The sequence below is a fragment of the Janthinobacterium sp. 35 genome, from assembly GCF_002754575.1.
In the GTDB taxonomy this organism is placed as follows: Bacteria; Pseudomonadota; Gammaproteobacteria; order Burkholderiales; family Burkholderiaceae_D; genus Janthinobacterium; species Janthinobacterium tructae.
Genome location: NZ_PEFN01000001.1, coordinates 3,380,490 through 3,398,574, shown reverse-complemented (window position 1 = coordinate 3,398,574; position 18,085 = coordinate 3,380,490). Strand labels below are relative to the sequence as shown.

The window sequence follows — 18,085 nt, the reverse complement described above, 5'->3', positions numbered from 1 at the left end:
GGACGGCGGCATGCACAACGGACAGCGCAGCCTGTGGGCCATCCTGGGCACGGAGCCGACGGGTGACGAGCGCGCCCTCAAGCGCGCGTATGCGAAGCGCCTGAAGGTGACGCGTCCCGAAGACGATCCTGCCGCCTTCCAGGAGCTGCGCGAAGCGTATGAATACGCGCTGCGCCATGCGCACCTGTTTGCCGAGGAGCGGCCGGAAGCGCAAGCGGCCGAGGCCGAAGCGGCAGCGATGGCAGCGCCGCCCATGGAACCGGCCGACCTGTGGGGTGTCATCGACGACGCCGCGCAGGAAGCGCAGAAGCTGCCCGCAGAACTGTGGGGCGTCATTGCACAGGAACAGATGCCGCCACCCGAATTGTGGGGCGTGGTTGCCATTGACCCGGCGCAGGAAGCGGCCAGCCTTTGGCAAGGCTGCCTGGCGCTGACGCGGCAAGCGAATGCCAGCGACGTGCTGGCCCGCATGCTGCAGGACGACGCCATGCTGAATCTCGACGTGCGCGAGGAATTCGAGCTGTGCGCGCTGCGCTATTGCGCCGGCGCCGGCTATGACCTGGCGCTGCGCCAGGCCCTGTTCGAGCAGCTAGGCTGGGACCACGACTTTTCCTACCTGGCGCGCAGCCATGCGGATCTGGTGCGCAGCGCCGTGCAGCGCTACCGGGCAGACCGCTCGTTCGCCCATTTCAGCGACAACCGGGACAGCTACCCCGGCCTGGACTGCATCATGTCGCAACAGCCGCCAAGCGCCTACGCGCGCCAGCTGTTCGACCAAAAATTCACGCTGCAATTGCGCGAACTGCTGCAGGCGATACGCTGGCAGCACGGCGAGATGCTGGCCTATAAACTCGATGCCGACCTGTTCGAGCAATGGGAACAGGCGGTCTTTTCCAAGCGCTACTTCAAGCAGACGGCGCTGGCTTCGTGCGGCCTGGGTTTCGTGCTGCATTTCATGCTTTCGGGCGTGATCAGCGTAGCAGGCTTGGAACTGAGCAACGCGGGCGGCTATGCCAGCCTGATCGGATTTCAGGTGCTGGCATTCCTGCTGTTGGCCATGAACGCATGGCAAAAGCCGGCGCCGGCATATGCATGGATGGCCTCCTTGCGAGAGGAACTGCACGCCTGCCTGCCAGCGCTGCGCAGGCACCCCGGCCTGGGGCAATTGGGCTGGATCGTGCCGTTCCTGTGCCTGGCGCTGCTGCTATTCATACCAGCGCCTGCTGCTCCACTGCGCATTACCACCTCGTTAGGACTGTGCATCACGGCGCTGCTGGCCGCGAAAGCCAACTACGCACTGCTGCGCGGACGCCTGCTGGCTTGCATCCTGATCGCCTTTACGGCAACCATGGTTTTCACGCTGGACAGGACCGATACCGGCCTGGCACTGAGCGACGGCATCATGCTGCTTTTCTGCGTGCAGGTACTGGCACTGCGCTCGATGACGGGACTGTATGTAGATAGCGGCGGACCAGCGCATCTCCTGCCGCGCCTGCGCGCTGTCTGGATGATCGGTTGCACCATCGCGTTCCTGGCCATACATCTGCATGCAGCGCCAGCGCATGTGCTAGGTGCCGTGCTGTTTGTCTGGTCCTGCATCGGCATGCTGTTTGCTCCTTTCGAGCTGAACTGGCGCGCAGCCTGGCCAATTGCCATCACGCCCGCAGCCGCCACCTTCTTGCTCGCCAGTCAGCTCGGTGGCCCGCCAGACCAGGCCATCGTCAAGCTGAGCGCCGTACTGGCGCTGTCCGTCCTGTATTTCACCGTGCGTCATCTTTATCTGCAGCAGCGCAGATCCGCACAAGCAACCGGGCTGTCATAATCGGCCCCATGAATTCAAACGCAACTACTTCATACTGAAACAAGCGCCATGTCCACACAAACCAATTTATTTGACGATGCCCAGCCTGATCCGACCCTGCCGGATGAACCGGTATTCGACGGCGAAGCGCTGACCCTGTCCACCTTTGCCGAGCGCGCCTATCTCGATTACGCCATCTCCGTCGTCAAGGGCCGCGCCCTGCCCGACGTGTGCGACGGCCAGAAACCCGTGCAGCGCCGCATCCTGTATGCGATGAATGAGCTGGGTTTGAATTCCACAGCGAAGCCACGCAAATCGGCGGCCGTGGTCGGCGACGTGCTCGGTAAATTGCATCCGCACGGCGACCAGTCCGTGTACGACGCGCTGGTGCGCATGGCGCAGGATTTCTCGCTGCGCTACCCGCTGATCGATGGCCAGGGCAACTTCGGCTCGCGCGATGGCGATGGCGCGGCGGCCATGCGTTACACGGAAGCGCGCCTGACGCCGATCGCCAAGCTGCTGATGGATGAAATCGGCATGGGCACGGTAGACTTCCAGCCCAACTACGACGGTTCGACGGAGGAACCGAAGCTGCTGCCAGCACGGCTGCCGATGGTGCTGCTGAACGGCGCCTCCGGCATCGCCGTGGGCCTGGCGACGGAAATCCCGTCGCACAACCTGGCGGAAGTGGCGAAAGCGGCCGTCGCCATGATCCGCGATCCGAAGATGACGCACGCCGAGCTGATGGCCTTCATTCCCGGCCCGGACTTCCCCGGCGGCGGCCAGATCATCACGCCGCCATCGCAGATCGCCGACATGTATGCGAGCGGACGTGGCAGCATGAAGGTGCGCGCGCGCTGGAAGATCGAAGAGCTGGCGCGCGGCCAATGGCAAGCCGTGGTGACGGAACTGCCGCCCGGTACCTCGTCGCAAAAGGTACTGGAAGAAATCGAGGAACTGACCAATCCGAAGATCAAGCTGGGCAAGAAGGCGCTGTCGCCGGACCAGGTGGCCCTGAAGGCGCTGATCCTCAATTCGCTCGACACCATCCGCGACGAATCGGGCCGCGCCGCGCCCGTGCGCCTGGTGTTCGAACCGAAGTCGAAGAACCAGGACCAGACGGAATTCATGCTGATGCTGCTGGCGCACACCTCGCTGGAATCGTCGACCTCGATCAATCTGGTGATGATCGGCGGTGATGGTCGTCCGCGCCAGAAAGGACTGGGCGACATCCTGCGCGAGTGGATCGATTTCCGCTTCGAGACCGTCACGCGCCGCACCGGCTACAAACTGGGCAAGGTCAAGGACCGCATCCATATCCTGGAAGGACGCGAAGCGATCCTGCTCAATATCGACAAGGTGATCCAGATCATCCGCAATTCGGATGAACCGAAGGCGGCCCTGATCGAAGCGTTCAAACTGTCCGAACGCCAGGCCGACGACATCCTGGAAATCCGCTTGCGCCAACTGGCGCGCCTGGAAACGATCAAGATCCAGCAGGAGCTGGCCGAGCTGCGCAAGGAAGAAAAGTCACTGCAAGACCTGCTCGACAACCCGGGCTCGATGAAGCGCGCCATTATCCGAGAAATCGAAGCGGACGCCAAGCAGTTCGGCGACGCGCGCCGCACCCTGATCGAGGAAGCGCAAAAAGCCGTGGCCGAACAGAAGGTGGTCGATGAACCGGTCACCGTCATCATTTCGGAAAAAGGCTGGGTGCGCGCACGCACCGGCATCGGCCACGACGCGGCGCAATTCACCTTCAAGGCGGGCGACACCCTGCATGGCGCCTTCGAATGCCGCACGGTCGATACGCTGCTGGGCTTTGGTAACAACGGCAAGATTTACTCGGTTCCCGTCTCGGCGCTGCCCAACGCGCGCGGCGACGGCGTACCGATCACGACCTTGTGCGACCTGAGCGGCGGCACACCGGGCAACGCCGTGCGCATCCTGCACTACTTTGCGGGCAATGGCGCGACCAACTTGCTGCTGGCGTCGAGCGCCGGCTACGGCTTCATCGCCAAGGCCGGCGACATGAGCAGCCGCCTGAAAGGCGGCAAGGCCTTCATCACCCTGGACGATGGCGACGTGCCTCTGGCCCCGAAAGTCATCCCTGAGGCGGCCAGCGCCCTGGCCTGCCTGACGGAAGGCGCACGCCTGCTGGTGTTCGGCCTCGATGAAATGAAAACCCTGACCAAGGGCGGCACCGGTGTCAAGCTGATCGACCTCGATGCCAAGGACAAGCTGCTGGCCGTGCAGCCGATCACCCAGCGCGGCGTGGTGGTCTCGGGTATCGGCCGGGCCGCGAAACCGCAAGATGCGTCGCTCGGTGCCACGGCCCTGGCCGAGCACTTCGGCAAGCGCGCGAAGAAGGGCAAAGCGCTGGCGGCCAAGCTGAAACCGGTCTCGATGGCGGCCATCGGCTAAGCGCCATCGGTTCACACGAAAAGACAGGTTCGCCTGTCTTTTTTTTCGCCCATCGCAGCGGGAAAAATAGTTTTGCAAATACGTCCCCCGTTCCCGTTACTCCTGCAGGCACGCCACCGGCATGCCGCCCACGGACAGGAGAACCAGGATGACAAACAACGATACAGGAAGGTTGCCATGCAGCGCCTGACCCCGGCCGAGCGGCTGGTAGCGGCCAGGGCGGCCGAAGGCTTGCCGTATAAAAGCATCGCCAGAGAACTGGGCAAGTCGCCGGCCACCGTGCGCAACCAGCTGCATGCGATTTACCAGAAACTCGGCGTGGGCAACCGTACGGCGCTTGCGCACAAGCTGCGCGGTCACCCCTGATGCCGCGCCAGGCGCAACACGCCGGGCGTCGCCTCGACGATATCGATCACGTCCTGCGCCCCGCTGGCATCCCCCAGGGCATAGCGGCCCATGCCCAGGGGCACCAGCCGGGTCACGGGACCGGCGCGGGGACGGTCATCGGGGCCGGGCGCCATGGAGGTCAACGTCGCCTCTCCTCCTTCCATGCTCCCTGTTCCAGCGCCAAACTCCAGCACCTTGCGCCCCTTGCGGCTGGGCGGAAAGACGAAGGTGGCCGTGGGCCGGTACACCTCGATACCGTCTGCATCCTCCTCGAAGGAATGCGTCCAGCTACCGCTGGGCAGTGCCGTTGTCATGCCGTGCATGCCGCCTCCCCTTGATCACTTTGACGTCAGAAGCACGATACCACGCCGCCCAGGCTTTCATAGCCGCTCACGGAAGGCGACCAGGCCGTACCGTTCCACGCCTTGTGGAACAGGGCGCCATTCGTGCCCGTGACAAACACGTCGAGGCGGTTGGCTGCCCAGGCCGTGGCGCGCGGACGCGAGGTACACACACCGCCCAGGCTTTCAAATCCCGTCAGGGATGGCGACCAGGCAGTGCCGTTCCAGGCCTTGTGGTACAGGGCGCTGTCGGTGCCGATGACGAACAGGTCGAGCCGGTTGGCTGCCCACGACACGGCTTCCACCTCGCCCACGCAGATGCCGCCCAGGCGTTCGAAGCCGTCGATGGACGGCCCCCATTTCGCGCCATCCCACCACTTGTGGTACAGCGCGCCATCGGTGCCCGTGACAAACACATCGAGCCGGTTCGGTCCCCACGCCACGGCCTTCGGCGACGAGGTGCAGATGCCCCCCAGGCGCTCGTAGCCCGTCAGCGACGGTCCCCAGGCCGTGCCGTTCCACCACTTGTGGTACAGCGCATGGTCGGAACCGATGACGAACACGTCCAGGCGGTTCGGTCCCCACGCCACCGCTTCCGGCTGGCCCAGGCAGATGCCGCCCATGGCTTCATAACCCGTCAGGGATGGCCCCCAGACGGACCCGTTCCACCACTTGTGATACAGGCCACGGTCCGTGCCGACGACAAACACGTCGAGACGGTTCGGCCCCCACGCCACGGCGCGCGGGTCGCCCACGCACAAGCCACCCATCGCTTCATAGCCGGTCAGGGACGGCCCCCACGCCGTGCCGTTCCACCATTTGTGGAACAAGCCACTGTCGGTCCCCGTGACGAACACATCGAGTCGGTTCGGCGCCCACGAGACCACTTGCGGCGCACTGGTACAAATGCCGCCCTGGCCTTCGTAGCCGGTGACGGATGGCACCCAGGCCGAGCCATTCCAGGCCTTGTGATACAGCGCGCGGTCCGTGCCCAGCACGAAGACGTCGAGGCGATTCGCGCCCCAGGCCACGACGGGCGATGAGCTCTGGCGCGGCGTGGCGCCCGTGCCGCCCGTCCCCGTGCCGATGCTGGCGCGCGGACCATCGAGGCAGGCCTGCATGCGCGCCACCTGGCCCGCCGTGAACATGAACATGGCGGGATCGTCGACATAATCCATGTAATTCATGAACATGTCGCCATTCGGTCCGTTGCTGCAGGAAACATGCGGGAACGAAGGCTGGCCCGTGTTCGGCCCGCCCTGGTTCGGCGTGTCGGACACGTTGTCCGTGCCCGAGCAGCCCGTGCCGTCATCACCCCAGATATGGTTCAGGTTCAGCCAGTGGCCGATTTCATGCGTGGCCGTGCGTCCCAGGTGGAACGGTGGCGCCGCCGTGCCGGTCGTGCCGAAGGCCGATTGCAGGATCACCACGCCGTCGGTGGCGGCCGGGCCACCGGGGAACTGCGCGTAGCCCAGCAAGCCGCCGCCGAGCTGGCACGCCCAGATATTGAGGTAACTGTCGGCCGGCCAGGCGTCCATGCCGCCCGTCGCCTGCGACTTGACGGCATCGTCGGCGCCAAACGAGGCCACCGTCGTCTGGCGCCGCTCGATGCCGCTGGTGGCCGCGCCATGCGGATCGATCGTGGCCAGCACGAACTCCACGCGCGCATCGGCCGTCAGCGGCAGGAACGGCGCCGGCGTGCTGCTCACATCCGGGTTGACGCGCCGGAAATCGCGGTTCAACACATCGATCTGGCTGGCGATCTGCGCATCCGAAATATTCTGCGCGGCCGTATTCCACACCACGTGCACCACCACCGGTATCTGCGTCACGCCGGAACGGCCGGCAATGCTGCTGTCACCCTCGTAGAGTCCGGCCAGGTTTTCGATATCGGCGCGCACGTTCGCATACGAGGGATCTTCGCTCAGCAGGCGGCGATGCACGTCCATCGTGGCGCAGGTGCGCGTCTGCGGCGTACCGCCGCCCTGCCCCCCATCACCGCCGCTGCCACCACTACCGCCGCCCATGCCGCCGCCACCCGCAGCGCCGCCACTTCCCATGCCACCGCCATCGCCCACGTGCATGCAACTGGCGCCCGCCATGCCCTGCGATGCCTGCTGCATGCCGCCACCCGGCATGGCGCTGGCATCTGCGGCGGCCGTGCCCTGGGTGAGCGCCGCCTGGTCCGCATACGACATGCCCAGGCGGGTCCCGGACATGGCATCGTCGCTGCCTGCCGCGCCAGCGTCGGCCCGTACGTCGCCCTCGACCGGCATCGCCTGCATGGAAGACATGGCAGGCATGTCTTCCGCCGAACCGGTGGCCGGTGATTTTTTCGTTTTAACGGTGCTCATGATGTCTCCCTTCGTCTGTTTGCCAGTTCACTATGGCACGGCGAAAAGAGGAGCATTTGCGCCAGATCAAGACTGGCAAGCGGTGGCCAAGAAAAGTGGAGGACGAAAAAAAAGACAGCCGAAGCTGTCTTTGGGGCTTGCAGGCCGTGGCCCGAAAACGGGGAATTACTTGGCGGCGGCGGCCTTGACTTCAGCGTCGGCCTTGGCCTTGACTTCTGCCGTCTTGGTGGCGGCGAGAGCTTTATCGGCGTTCGCTTCCACTTTTTCCTTGGCGACCTTGGCGTTGGCTTTCACGGCCGTTTTGGTGGCTTTCGCATCGGCTTTGGCATCGGTTTTATCGGCCTTGGCTTCCGCTTTCAGCTTGTCTTCCGCATCGGCGCTGACGACTTTGTCGTGGGCCTTGGCTTTGGTTTTGTTGGCCTTGTGATGGGCGTCGGCTTTCTTGTCGTCGGCCTTCATTTCAGCCTTGGCGACGTTGGCGTCAGCCTTGGCATCGACTTTGGCTTCCGAAGCGACAGCCTTGTTGACGTCTTTTTGCGCGGAAGCCTGGGCTTTCACGACAGCTTCGGTAGCCGGTGCGGTTTGAGCGAAGGCAGCGGTAGCAAACAGGGTGGCGATCAGTGCGGCGAGTAATTTGTTCATGATGAGACCTTTCAATATGGTTTAATTTTATTCTTACTAAAGGCGGGCAAAATGTTCAAAATTTGCCAGGCATCGCGCTGTTTCTGGATAGAGCGCAATGGCATGACTTCATAGTAAAGATAACTGGCAAACCACACAGTGCGTTAGCGCACTCAACGGAAAATATGTGCAATTCGGCAAATTTCCCATTGAGCGCGGCCTGACGCTTCAGATCCTCAGGCGCCCACGGCCAGCGCCGCATGGCGGGCAGCTACCCACTCCTCGTTGGCTGGCTCCACGCCCACCACGATGCGGCTGGCATCGCTGGAAATACGGCTGGCGTTGCGCGCATTGGCCTGCGCATCGAGCACAGGGCCGATGAAACCGAGTTCGGCGCAGATGCGCTGGCGCAGTTCGGCGCTATGCTCGCCGATACCGGCCGTAAATACCAGCATGTCCAGCCCACCCAGCACGGCCGTCAGGGCGCCGATTTCACGCACGATGCGGCGGATATACAGGGCCAGCGCGGCGCGGATGCGCTCGCCCGTGGCATCTTGCCGGTCCTGCTGCGCCAGCAGCACCGGCGGATCGGCCGACACGCCCGACACGCCCAGCAAGCCCGACTCGTGATACAGCACATGCGCCACTTTTTCCAGCGACAGTTTTTCGATTTCCATCAGGTAGATCACGGCGCCAGGATCGAGCGAACCGCAGCGCGTGCCCATCATCAGGCCATCGAGCGCGGAAAAGCCCATGGTGGTGGCCACGCTGTGCAAATTCTCCATGGCGCACAGGCTGGCGCCGCTGCCCAGGTGGGCGACGATGACCTTGCCGCGCGCGACAGCACCAAAGCGCTGCTCCAGCACCAGCGACTGGTATTCGTACGACAGGCCGTGGAAGCCGTAGCGGCGCAAGCCCCGCTCCCACGCATCGTAAGGCAGGGCCAGCATCTGCTCGACCTGCGGCACCGTGTGGTGGAAGGCCGTGTCGAAGCACGCCACCTGGGCGATATCGGGCCGCGATTCGAGCAGCACCTCGATCGCCTCCAGCGCGAACGGCTGGTGCAGCGGTGCGAGCGGCACATAACTTTTCAGGTCCGCCAGCACCTTGGCATCGATGCGCACGGGGGCGAAATACTTGCTGCCGCCATGCACCACGCGATGCGCCACGGCGCGCAGCGGGCGCCCGGCCAGCTGGGCCACGACTTGCGCGCGGATGTATTCAAGGGCCGCGTGGTGCGGCTGCTGCGCATCGAGCTGCAAGGCGACTGCCGGCAGGCCGCCAGCGCGGTAAGTGGCGTTTTCACGGCCGATGCCTTCCACCTTGCCGCTCCATTGCGCCTGCTGCGGCAGCACGCCGTCGGCCTGCTCGAACAGGGCGAACTTGATGCTCGACGAGCCGCAATTGAGCACCAGGATCAGGGCGCCGTCGGCATGTTGGACGGGTGCGTTCATGGCGGCGTGCTCCGGTAATGATTGGCCAGCATCACGGCGATGGCGCACGAGGCGATGCGGCTGGCGCGCGAATCGGCGCGGCTGGTGAGGATGATGGGGATTTTCGCGCCCAGCACGATGCCGGCGCTGTCCGCGTCGCCCATGTATTCAAGCTGCTTGGCCAGCATGTTGCCGCTTTCCAGGTCGGGCACCAGCAAAATATCGGCGCGGCCCGCCACTTCCGAGACGATGCCCTTGACGGTGGCGGCGGCAATCGACACGGCGTTGTCGAAGGCCAGCGGGCCATCGAGGATCGCCCCGGTGATCTGGCCACGGTCGGCCATCTTGCACAGGGCGGCCGCGTCCAAGGTGGCCGGCATGTCCGCGTTCACCGTTTCCACGGCGGCCAGGATGGCCACGCGCGGGCAGGCCACGCCGATCACGTGCGCCAGGTCGATGGCGTTGCGCACGATGTCGGCCTTCATGGCCAGGTTCGGCGCGATATTGATGGCTGCATCGGTGATGATGAAAGGACGCGGATAGGCAGGCGTCTGCATCAGGAAGCAGTGGCTGATGCGGCGCTTGGTGCGCAGGCCGGCGCTGGCGGCCAGCACGGCCGACATCAGTTCATCCGTGTGCAGACTGCCCTTCATCAGCGCCTCGACTTCGCCCTTGCCCGCCATTTCGGCGCCGCGCGCGGCGGCAGCATGGCTATGCTCGACATCCTCGATGGCGATACCGGCCAGACTCAGGCCCGCTTCCAGGGCCACCGCTTCCAGGCGCGCGCGCGGCGCCACCAGCACGGGCGTGATCAGGCCGGCCGCATGCGCATCGAGCGCGCCCGCCAGGCTCAGTTCATCGCACGGGTGGATCACGGCTACCCGGATCGGGCCCAGCGTGCGCGCGTGTTCCAGCAGGCGCCGCGTGCCGTCGCCGTTATGCAGGCGTACTTCGGGCAAGGTGGCGCGCACTCTTTCAATCTGTTCAGCGGGCGCGATCACCTGCGCTTCGCCGTCGAGCACCACGGCGCCATGCTGGTTGACGCAGCGGCAGGCCAGAGTCACGTGGCGGTTGCGCGGCTCGCGCGCGGTGACGGTGACGCTGATGGCCAGCGTATCGCCGACGCGCACGGGCTGCAGGAAACGCAGGGTCTGGCCCGTGTAGACGGTGCCGGCGCCGGGCAGGCGCGTGCCCAGCACGGCCGAAATGAGGGCGGCGCCCCACATGCCGTGCGCGATGACGCCCTGGTAGCGGCTGGAAGCGGCAAATTCGGCATCCAGGTGCTGCGGGTTGTCATCGCCCGACATCACCGCGAACAGGGCGATATCGTCCATGCTCAGGGTGCGCGTGATGCTGGCGGTGTCGCCGATGGCGATCTGGTCGAAGGTGCGGTTACGCACGATATGCAAATCATCGTCTTGGGTGGTAGTCATCATGGTCTTCTAGGCAGAGGTAGTGTTTTTGGCAGGTTTGGCCTGGACAGCAGGCTGGGACGCAGTTTGAGATGCATGCGCGGCCGGTGGCAGCGCCTTCGCGTGCGCCTTGATCGCACGCTCGAATACCTCCAGCATTTGCTGCAGGCTCGCTTCCTCGTCCGGCGTCGGCGCTTCGGGCACTTGCAGCACTTGCTGCATCCATTCGCCCAGCGCGCCGATGGCATCCGGTTCGGCGCGTGCCAGCAAAGTCGGCAAGGCGGCGATGGCGGCATCGAAATCATGCAGCATCAAACGCGCCTGCTGGCGCACGATGCCGCGGAATTCTTCCATGCTGAAGCCCTGCGTGTACTGCGGCTTGACCAATTTGAGCGCCAGGTTGACGCGGCGCTCGTCGGCGATCATGCGGAAGCGGTAGATGTAGAACAGCGCGCGCACGGCCGCTTCCACCAGGCCGCCATGCTGCATGTCCGCGTCCATCTTGAGCGTTTCGCAACGCACGTATTCGCAATGCTCGGGCGAGATACCGGGATGCGGGCGCGGCGGCGAGGTGTCGCCGATGGCTTGTCCCGTCAGCGCCTGCACCAGGGGTGAACCGTACACCAGGTCGAAGGTCGTTTCCTGCACCGTATCGCGCCAGTCGCGCCAGCTGTTCAAGCCGGCCGTGATGGCGTCGGAGAAGGCTTCCTGCATGGCCAGCAGCGGGTTGTCCGGCGCCACCGGTTGGCGCTGGGCACGCACTTTTTCCGCCTCCTTGGCCACCAGTTTGGCCAGCGGATTGTGGTCCGTCCAGCGCTCGTACGAGACGCGCAGCGGATGCGTGAGCTGCAGGAAGCGCGCCGACTGCGGCGTGACCATGGCGCGCACCCACGGCTGCGCAAACGTGCGGTACAACGCCAGGTTCACTTCGGACACGCGCGCGGCGGCGGCGAATTTGCGGTCATTTTCCACGCTTGGCTGCACGATGGCGCGCACATCCTCGATGCCGCGGTGTTCGACCTGCAGCACGTAGTCGCCGCTGGCCAGGTCCGCGTTCGGCGTATCGGGCGTCTTGTCGACGATCCGCGCTTCGTAAATGCCGGCCGGCAGCAGGTTGATCAGGTCGATATTGCTGGCGAATTTCTGGTGTTCCTTGTGGCCTACCTTGGCCGAGACGAAAATGCCCAGGTGGCCGATGCTGTCATGTACGGCATACACGATGGTCTGGTCGTGCAGCAGCACATCATTGTCGTCGCGGTACAGGTCCGTGATCCAGCCCAGCGCCTGCGGCGGCGGCGTGATGTTGTCGCCGTTCGAGCAGAACACGACGATGGGCGAACGGATATTGCGCAAGTCCAGGCGCACGCCGTCGGAGGTGATCAGCTCGGCAGTGGCCAGGCGGTTGCCGATGAACAGATTGTCAACGATGTACTGCATCTCGACGTCGTTGAGGAACACGTGGCCGCCCCAGTATTTTTCAAATTCCAGATAACGGGGCGCTTCCGTATCGATGTTCGCGTACAGGTTGTACTGCTTGCCCCACAGGGTATTGGCCGGGTTCAGCTTCTCGAAATTCTGCACCAGGCTGGCGCCGTCGAAACGGCCCTTGCCCAGGTCGCCCGCCAGGGCCGTGGCCCAGCTGCCGCCCATCAGGCCACCCGCATAGCGCATCGGATTGCGGCCATGCCAGCCGGCCCAGTACGACACGGGCGCGCCAGCCACGATGATGGGGCCGAACAGCTCCGGACGCATGGCCGCCGTCATGAGGATTTGCCAGCCCGCCTGGCAATTGCCGATGACGACGGGCTTGCCTTCGCTGAGCGGATGCAGGGCGATGACTTTTTCCAGGAAGGCCGCCTCGGCGTGCATCACGTCTTCCACCGTCTGTCCCGGCACGGGATCGGGCAGGAAGCCGACGAAGTAGCACGGATGGCCGGCGCGCAGGGCCACGCCGATTTCACTCTCGGCCTTGAAGCCGCCGATGCCGGGACCGTGGCCGGCGCGCGGATCGACGACGACGAACGGCCGCTTGCCCGGATCTGGCTCCGGTGCATCGGGCGTCAATATGCGCGCCAGGCCGTAGTTGACGGGACGCGCCAGCTCCAGGCCGGACATCACCAGTTCGGCGGGGAAGTCCAGTACGTTCGGCACTTCCTCGGCCAGATGCTCCTGGTACTGGTTGCCGCGCCGGCGCATCACGTCCGCGTACAGCACGATGCGCTGCCACGAGTCGCGCGCATAGTCGCCCAGCACGCCCAGCGGCGGCAAGCCGCCGGTGGAGAAAAATGGAGCAGTTTCGATCTTCATGGCTATCCTTTTCATGCAAACAAACGCCGGAACATTCCGGCGCGGGGGCTACGCCATCTGGCTGATGGTCTTGCGAAAGCGCGCCAGCGCGAAGGTAAACAAGGCCGTGCCGATGGCCAGCAAGGCCAGGAACGGTTTCCACACTACGTCGATGCCGGCGCCCCGGTACAGGATCGCCTGGCTCAGTTCGACGAAATGCGTGGTCGGAGCGATCAGCATGATGTTCTGCACCAGTTCGGGCATGCTTTCGCGCGGCGTGCTGCCGCCCGAAAGCATCTGCAGCGGCAGCAGCACGAGGATCAGCAGCATGCCGAACTGCGGCATGCTGCGCGCCACGGTGGCCAGGAAAATGCCCATCGAGGTGGTGGCAAACAAGTGCAGGGCTGCGCCGCACAGGAACAGCGCGATCGAGCCTTCGATGGGCACATGCAGCATGCCGCGCACCACCAGGTTCAGCGACAGGGCGGCGGCCAGCAGCACCACCAGGCCCATCGACCAGACCTTGCCCAGCATGATTTCGGCCGGCGTCACGGGCATCACCAGCAAGTGCTCGATGGTGCCGTGTTCGCGCTCGCGGATCAGCGCCGCACCCGTCAAAATGATCGACAGCATCGTCACCTGGTTGATGAGTTCCATCAGCGAGCCAAACCACGCCTGGCTCAGCGAAGGATTGAAGCGCGCACGCATCACCAGCTCCACCGGCGAGACCGTCGCGCCGCGATAGCGCTTGGCGAATTCGGATATTTCGCCGGCGACGATCTGCTGGATGTAGCCGCTGCCGCTGAAGGCCTGGCTCATGCGCGTGGCGTCCACGTTCAGCTGCAGCTCCGCCTGGCGCCCACCGAGCACGTCCGCCTGCAGCTTGGGCGGGATCGTCAGCACGAAGGTGTACTGGCCCGCGTCCAGGCCCGCATCGACCTGGCTCTGGTTGATCATGGCCGGCGGCGTGAACTGCGGCGCAAAGAAGGCCGAGGCGATGCGCCCGGACAGCGGCGAACCATCCTCGTCGACGATGGCGATCGAGGCCATGTGCAGGGTTTCCGGCTTGGCCGTGGCGGCCACGTAGATGGCCAAAGTGAAGGTGTAGAGGATCAGGATCAGCATCATCGGATCGCGGATCAGGCTCCAGATTTCCTTCACGCCCAGGCGGTAGATATTTTCAAGATGCCGCATATCAGCTCTCCTGTTTCTTCAGCAGCGCCACCGTCACGCCGAGGATCACGGGGATCGCCACGATCAGGGGCCAGAACGAGGCGTGCAGGTCGCCAAAGCCCAGCGCCTTGTTGAACACGCCGCGGCTGATATTAAGCATGTGCGTGGCCGGATACATCAGGCCGATCGCCTTGCCCACGCCTTCCATCGACGAGACGGGATTGAGCAGGCCGGAAAACTGGATGGCCGGGATCATGGTGCCGATCATGGTCACGAACAGGGCCGCGATCTGGCTGCGCGTAAACGTCGAAGCGAACAGGCCGATGCCGGTGGCGCAGATGTTGAAGATGAACGTGGCGCCGATCAGGGTCAGCAGACTGCCCTTGATCGGCACACCGAAGGCGGTGACCGCCAGCAGCGCCATGAGGGCGAAGTTGAACATGGCCAGCACGACGTACGGCACCTGCTTGCCGAGCAAGAATTCCAGGCGCGTGACGGGCGTCACGTACAGGTTGATGATGGAGCCGAGTTCCTTTTCACGCACCACGGACAGCGCCGCCAGCATGGCCGGCAGCATCAACAGCAGCAGGGGAATCACGGCCGGCACCATGGCCGGCAGGCTTTTCACGTCGGGGTTGTAGCGGTAGCGCGTCTGGATGGCGACGGGATTGCTCATCGTGATGCCATAGCGGTGCAGGGCCTGGTCGGCCAGCCACAGCTGATGCATGCCCTGCACGTAGCCCTGCACGGTTTCGGCGCGCATCGGCATGGCGCCGTCGATCCAGGCGCCCACCTGGGCTGGCGCGCCGCGCTGCACGTCGCGCGCAAAGCCGGGCGGAATCTCGATGGCCAGCGACAGTTCGCCGCTGCGCATGCGCTTGTCGATATCGGCATAGTCGCGCAGCGGCGCTCGCTCGACGAAGTAGCGCGAACCGGCCAGGTTGTTCGTGTAATTCTGGCTCAGGGTGGTCTGGTCGTGGTCGAGCACCGCATAACTGAGGTCCTCCACATCGAGGCTGATACCGAAGCCGATGACGAACAACAGCAGCACCGAGCCGCCCAGCGCCAGAGTCAGGCGCACGGGGTCGCGGCGCAATTCCAGCGTTTCGCGCCACATGTAGCTGAGCATGCGCCCCAGACTGAAGCGGCTGCGCTGCTGCTTCTGCTGCGGCGCCTGCACTGCCGCCTTTTGCCCCGGCGCCTCGCTTTCCTGCGCTTCGGCCGCTGCCGTGCCGCCGCCCGCCTCTTCCAGGTAGGCGATGAAGGCCGCTTCCAGCGATGGCGCGCCCTTCTTGCGTACCAGTTCGGCCGGCGCATCGCTGACCAGCACTTTACCGGCATGCATCAGCGAGATGCGATCGCAGCGCTCGGCCTCGTTCATGAAGTGGGTGGAAATGAAAATGGTGACGCGGTCGCGCCGCGCCAGCTCGATCATCAGGCGCCAGAAATTGTCGCGCGCGATCGGGTCGACGCCGGACGTGGGCTCGTCGAGGATCAGCATCTCCGGCTTGTGCACCATGGCCACGGCCAGCGACAAACGCTGGCGTATGCCCAGCGGCAGGCTGTCGGGCAGGTCGTCCATCACCTCGAGCAAGTCGAAGCGCTGCGCCATTTCGTCGATGCGGGCAGCGATTTGCGCTTCCGGCACGTGGAACAGGCGCGCATGCAGCAGCAGATTCTGGCGCACCGTCAGTTCGCTGTACAGCGAGAACGCCTGCGACATGTAGCCGACCCTGCGGCGCGTGTCGATATCGTTGGAATCGACTTCCTTGCCGAACAGCCAGGCCTTGCCTTCCGTTGCCGGCAGCAGGCCCGTGAGCATCTTCATGGTGGTCGATTTGCCGCAGCCGTTCGAGCCGAGAAAACCAAAAATTTCGCCGCGGCCGATGCGGAAATTCACATGGTCGACGGCCGTGAAATCGCCGAAGCGCATGGTCAGGTCTTGCGCCTCGATGGCGACGTCCTGCGCACTGGCAGCGTCCAGCGGCGTGATCACCACAGGCTGGTGGCCCGCGCGCTTGGCTTCGGGCAGCAGCTTGATGAAGGCCGCTTCCAGGTTGTCGCTTTGCGTGCGCGCCAGCAGTTCGGCCGGCGTGCCCGTATCGAGTACCTTGCCGTCATCCATGGCCACCAGCCAGTCGAAGCGCTGCGCCTCGTCCATGTAGGCGGTGGCGACCATCACGCTCATTTGCGGGCGCTGCACGCGAATGCCGGCGATCAGGTCCCAGAACTGGGCCCGCGCCAGCGGATCGACGCCGGTCGTCGGTTCATCGAGAATGAGCAGGTCGGGATCGTGGATCAGCGCGCAGCACAGGCCCAGTTTCTGCTTCATGCCGCCCGACAGCTTGCCCGCCGGGCGCGCCAGGAAGGGATGCAAGCCCGTGCTGCGGGTCAGCTGGTCGATGCGGCGCCGGCGTTCAGCGGCATCGTGGCCGAACAGGCGCGCGAAAAACTGCAGGTTTTCCTCGACAGACAGGGTCGGATACAGATTCTTGCCCAGGCCTTGCGGCATGTAGGCGATGCGCGGACAGACATCGTCGCGATGGCGCGCATCGCGCATGTCGCCGCCCAGCGCCATGACGCTGCCCTGCTGCACGGCGCGCGCGCCGGCCACCAGCGACAGCAGACTCGATTTGCCCACGCCATCGGGCCCGATCAAGCCGACCATGCGGCCGGCCGGCACATCGAGGTCGATGGCATCGAGCGCCACCGTCTTGCCGTAATGCTGGCTGACGCCCTTGATGCTGACGACAAATGGGGTCACGTCCATGCTCACTGCGGAACCTTGCTCGTCAGTTCAGCGGGCCATGCCTGCTTTGCATCGAGACGCACCCACGCCACGCCGGGCAAGCCCACTTTTACCAAAGCCAGATGTTTTTGCAGCAGCTCGCGGCTGATCTGCGCTTTCACGCGGAACATCAGCTTCTGGCGCTCGCTGGCCGTTTCCACCGTCTTCGGCGTGAACTGCGCGCTGGCAGCGACAAACGAGATCGTCGCCGGAATCACGTAATTGGGCGCCGCATCGAGGATGATGCGCACTTCGCCGCCCATCGCCACCTTGCCGGCCGCCGTCTCGGGCAGGAAGAAGGTCATGTAGACGTCCGACAGGTCGACCAGGTTGAGCACCTTGCCGCCACCGGCCAGCACTTCGCCCTGCTGCGCCACCAGGTATTGCACGCGGCCGTCGCGCGGCGCCGCCAGCTGGCCATCGGCCAGGTCGGCATCGATGCGCGCGGTGGTCGCTTCGGCGGCCGTCACGGCGGAACGCGAACCGACCACTTGCGCTTTTGCCGCGTCGATGGCCGCCTGCGCCGCCGTGACCTGCGCCTTGGATGCATTCAGGGCGGCGGCCACGCTGCGCACGCGGGCGCGGTCATCGTCGAGTTCCTGCACCGAGGAAGCGCCCTCCTTCGACAGGGTTTCCGAGCGGGCCAGGCGGCGGCGGGCCGCATCGAGTTCGCTTTCACGCTGCGCCACCAGGGCCAGCGCGGCCGCCTTGTCGCTCTCGCGCACGGCCACCTGCGCCTGCGCACCGACCACCGCGTCGGAGGCCTGCTGCTGGCGCGCGCGCGCTTCATCGCGCTGGGCAGTCAGCGAGTCCACCTGCATGGTGGCCAGCGGCTGGCCCGCCTTGACGAAGTCGCCCTCGCGCACGAGGATCTCCTTGACCCGCCCCGCCAGCTTGGTGGCGACGTCGATTTCGGTCGCTTCGATGCGGCCATTGCCGCTGACAAAACCTTCGCCAGGGCCGGTGGGACGCATTTTTTGCCAGGCCACATAGCCCAGCACGAGAACGGCCACGACCAGTGCGGCGGGGATGATTTTTTTCTTCAGTTGAGCATTCATGGTATCG

The 18,085-nt window shown here is 64.8% G+C and carries 12 protein-coding genes; 3 read left to right on the top strand and 9 right to left on the bottom strand.

Annotation, left to right across the window (positions count from 1 at the left end):
• Positions 1 to 10 precede the first annotated feature (10 nt).
• From CLU93_RS15110 to CLU93_RS15100, 3 genes are all read left to right on the top strand, one after another.
• Positions 11 to 1,822: a J domain-containing protein gene (locus CLU93_RS15110; protein ID WP_143451749.1), complete on the top strand. Its 1,812-nt coding sequence runs from the start codon at positions 11 to 13 to the stop codon at positions 1,820 to 1,822.
• Between the two features lie 48 nt (positions 1,823 to 1,870).
• Positions 1,871 to 4,225, top strand: coding sequence for a DNA topoisomerase IV subunit A (parC, locus tag CLU93_RS15105; protein ID WP_099762108.1), 2,355 nt, complete (start codon positions 1,871 to 1,873; stop codon positions 4,223 to 4,225).
• A gap of 177 nt (positions 4,226 to 4,402) precedes the next feature.
• A complete protein-coding gene (locus CLU93_RS15100; RefSeq protein ID WP_099762107.1) occupies positions 4,403 to 4,591 on the top strand; it encodes a helix-turn-helix domain-containing protein in 189 nt (62 codons plus the stop codon).
• On the opposite strand, the gene CLU93_RS15095 is transcribed toward CLU93_RS15100, so the two are convergent.
• The 9 genes from CLU93_RS15095 to CLU93_RS15055 all read right to left on the bottom strand — a co-directional run bounded on the left by CLU93_RS15095 (position 4,582) and on the right by CLU93_RS15055 (position 18,078).
• Positions 4,582 to 4,935: a hypothetical protein gene (locus tag CLU93_RS15095; protein WP_143451748.1), complete on the bottom strand. Its 354-nt coding sequence runs from the start codon at positions 4,933 to 4,935 to the stop codon at positions 4,582 to 4,584. The genes CLU93_RS15100 and CLU93_RS15095 overlap by 10 nt on opposite strands.
• Positions 4,936 to 4,961: 26 nt before the next feature.
• Complete coding sequence (locus tag CLU93_RS15090) at positions 4,962 to 7,307, bottom strand: zinc metalloprotease (protein WP_257224976.1); 2,346 nt, start codon at positions 7,305 to 7,307, stop codon at positions 4,962 to 4,964.
• Positions 7,308 to 7,472: 165 nt separating this feature from the next.
• The gene (locus CLU93_RS15085) at positions 7,473 to 7,949 is read right to left on the bottom strand and encodes a hypothetical protein (protein WP_099762105.1); all 477 of its coding nucleotides are present in this window, start codon (positions 7,947 to 7,949) and stop codon (positions 7,473 to 7,475) included.
• A gap of 215 nt (positions 7,950 to 8,164) precedes the next feature.
• Positions 8,165 to 9,382, bottom strand: coding sequence for an acetate/propionate family kinase (locus CLU93_RS15080; RefSeq protein ID WP_099762104.1), 1,218 nt, complete (start codon positions 9,380 to 9,382; stop codon positions 8,165 to 8,167).
• A complete protein-coding gene (locus CLU93_RS15075) occupies positions 9,379 to 10,794 on the bottom strand; it encodes a bifunctional enoyl-CoA hydratase/phosphate acetyltransferase (RefSeq protein ID WP_099762103.1) in 1,416 nt (471 codons plus the stop codon). The genes CLU93_RS15080 and CLU93_RS15075 overlap by 4 nt, the downstream gene beginning before the upstream one ends.
• Before the next feature lie 9 nt (positions 10,795 to 10,803).
• The gene (locus CLU93_RS15070) at positions 10,804 to 13,080 is read right to left on the bottom strand and encodes a DUF3141 domain-containing protein (protein WP_099762102.1); all 2,277 of its coding nucleotides are present in this window, start codon (positions 13,078 to 13,080) and stop codon (positions 10,804 to 10,806) included.
• Positions 13,081 to 13,128: 48 nt separating this feature from the next.
• Complete coding sequence (locus tag CLU93_RS15065; RefSeq protein WP_099762101.1) at positions 13,129 to 14,253, bottom strand: ABC transporter permease; 1,125 nt, start codon at positions 14,251 to 14,253, stop codon at positions 13,129 to 13,131.
• 1 nt (position 14,254) lies between these two features.
• Positions 14,255 to 17,002 (bottom strand): ribosome-associated ATPase/putative transporter RbbA, encoded by a 2,748-nt coding sequence (gene rbbA, locus CLU93_RS15060; protein WP_099762100.1) that lies wholly within the window; start codon positions 17,000 to 17,002, stop codon positions 14,255 to 14,257.
• Positions 17,003 to 17,004: 2 nt separating this feature from the next.
• Entirely contained in the window at positions 17,005 to 18,078 is a 1,074-nt protein-coding gene (locus tag CLU93_RS15055; protein WP_099762099.1) for an HlyD family secretion protein, read from the bottom strand.
• Positions 18,079 to 18,085: the final 7 nt, after the last annotated feature.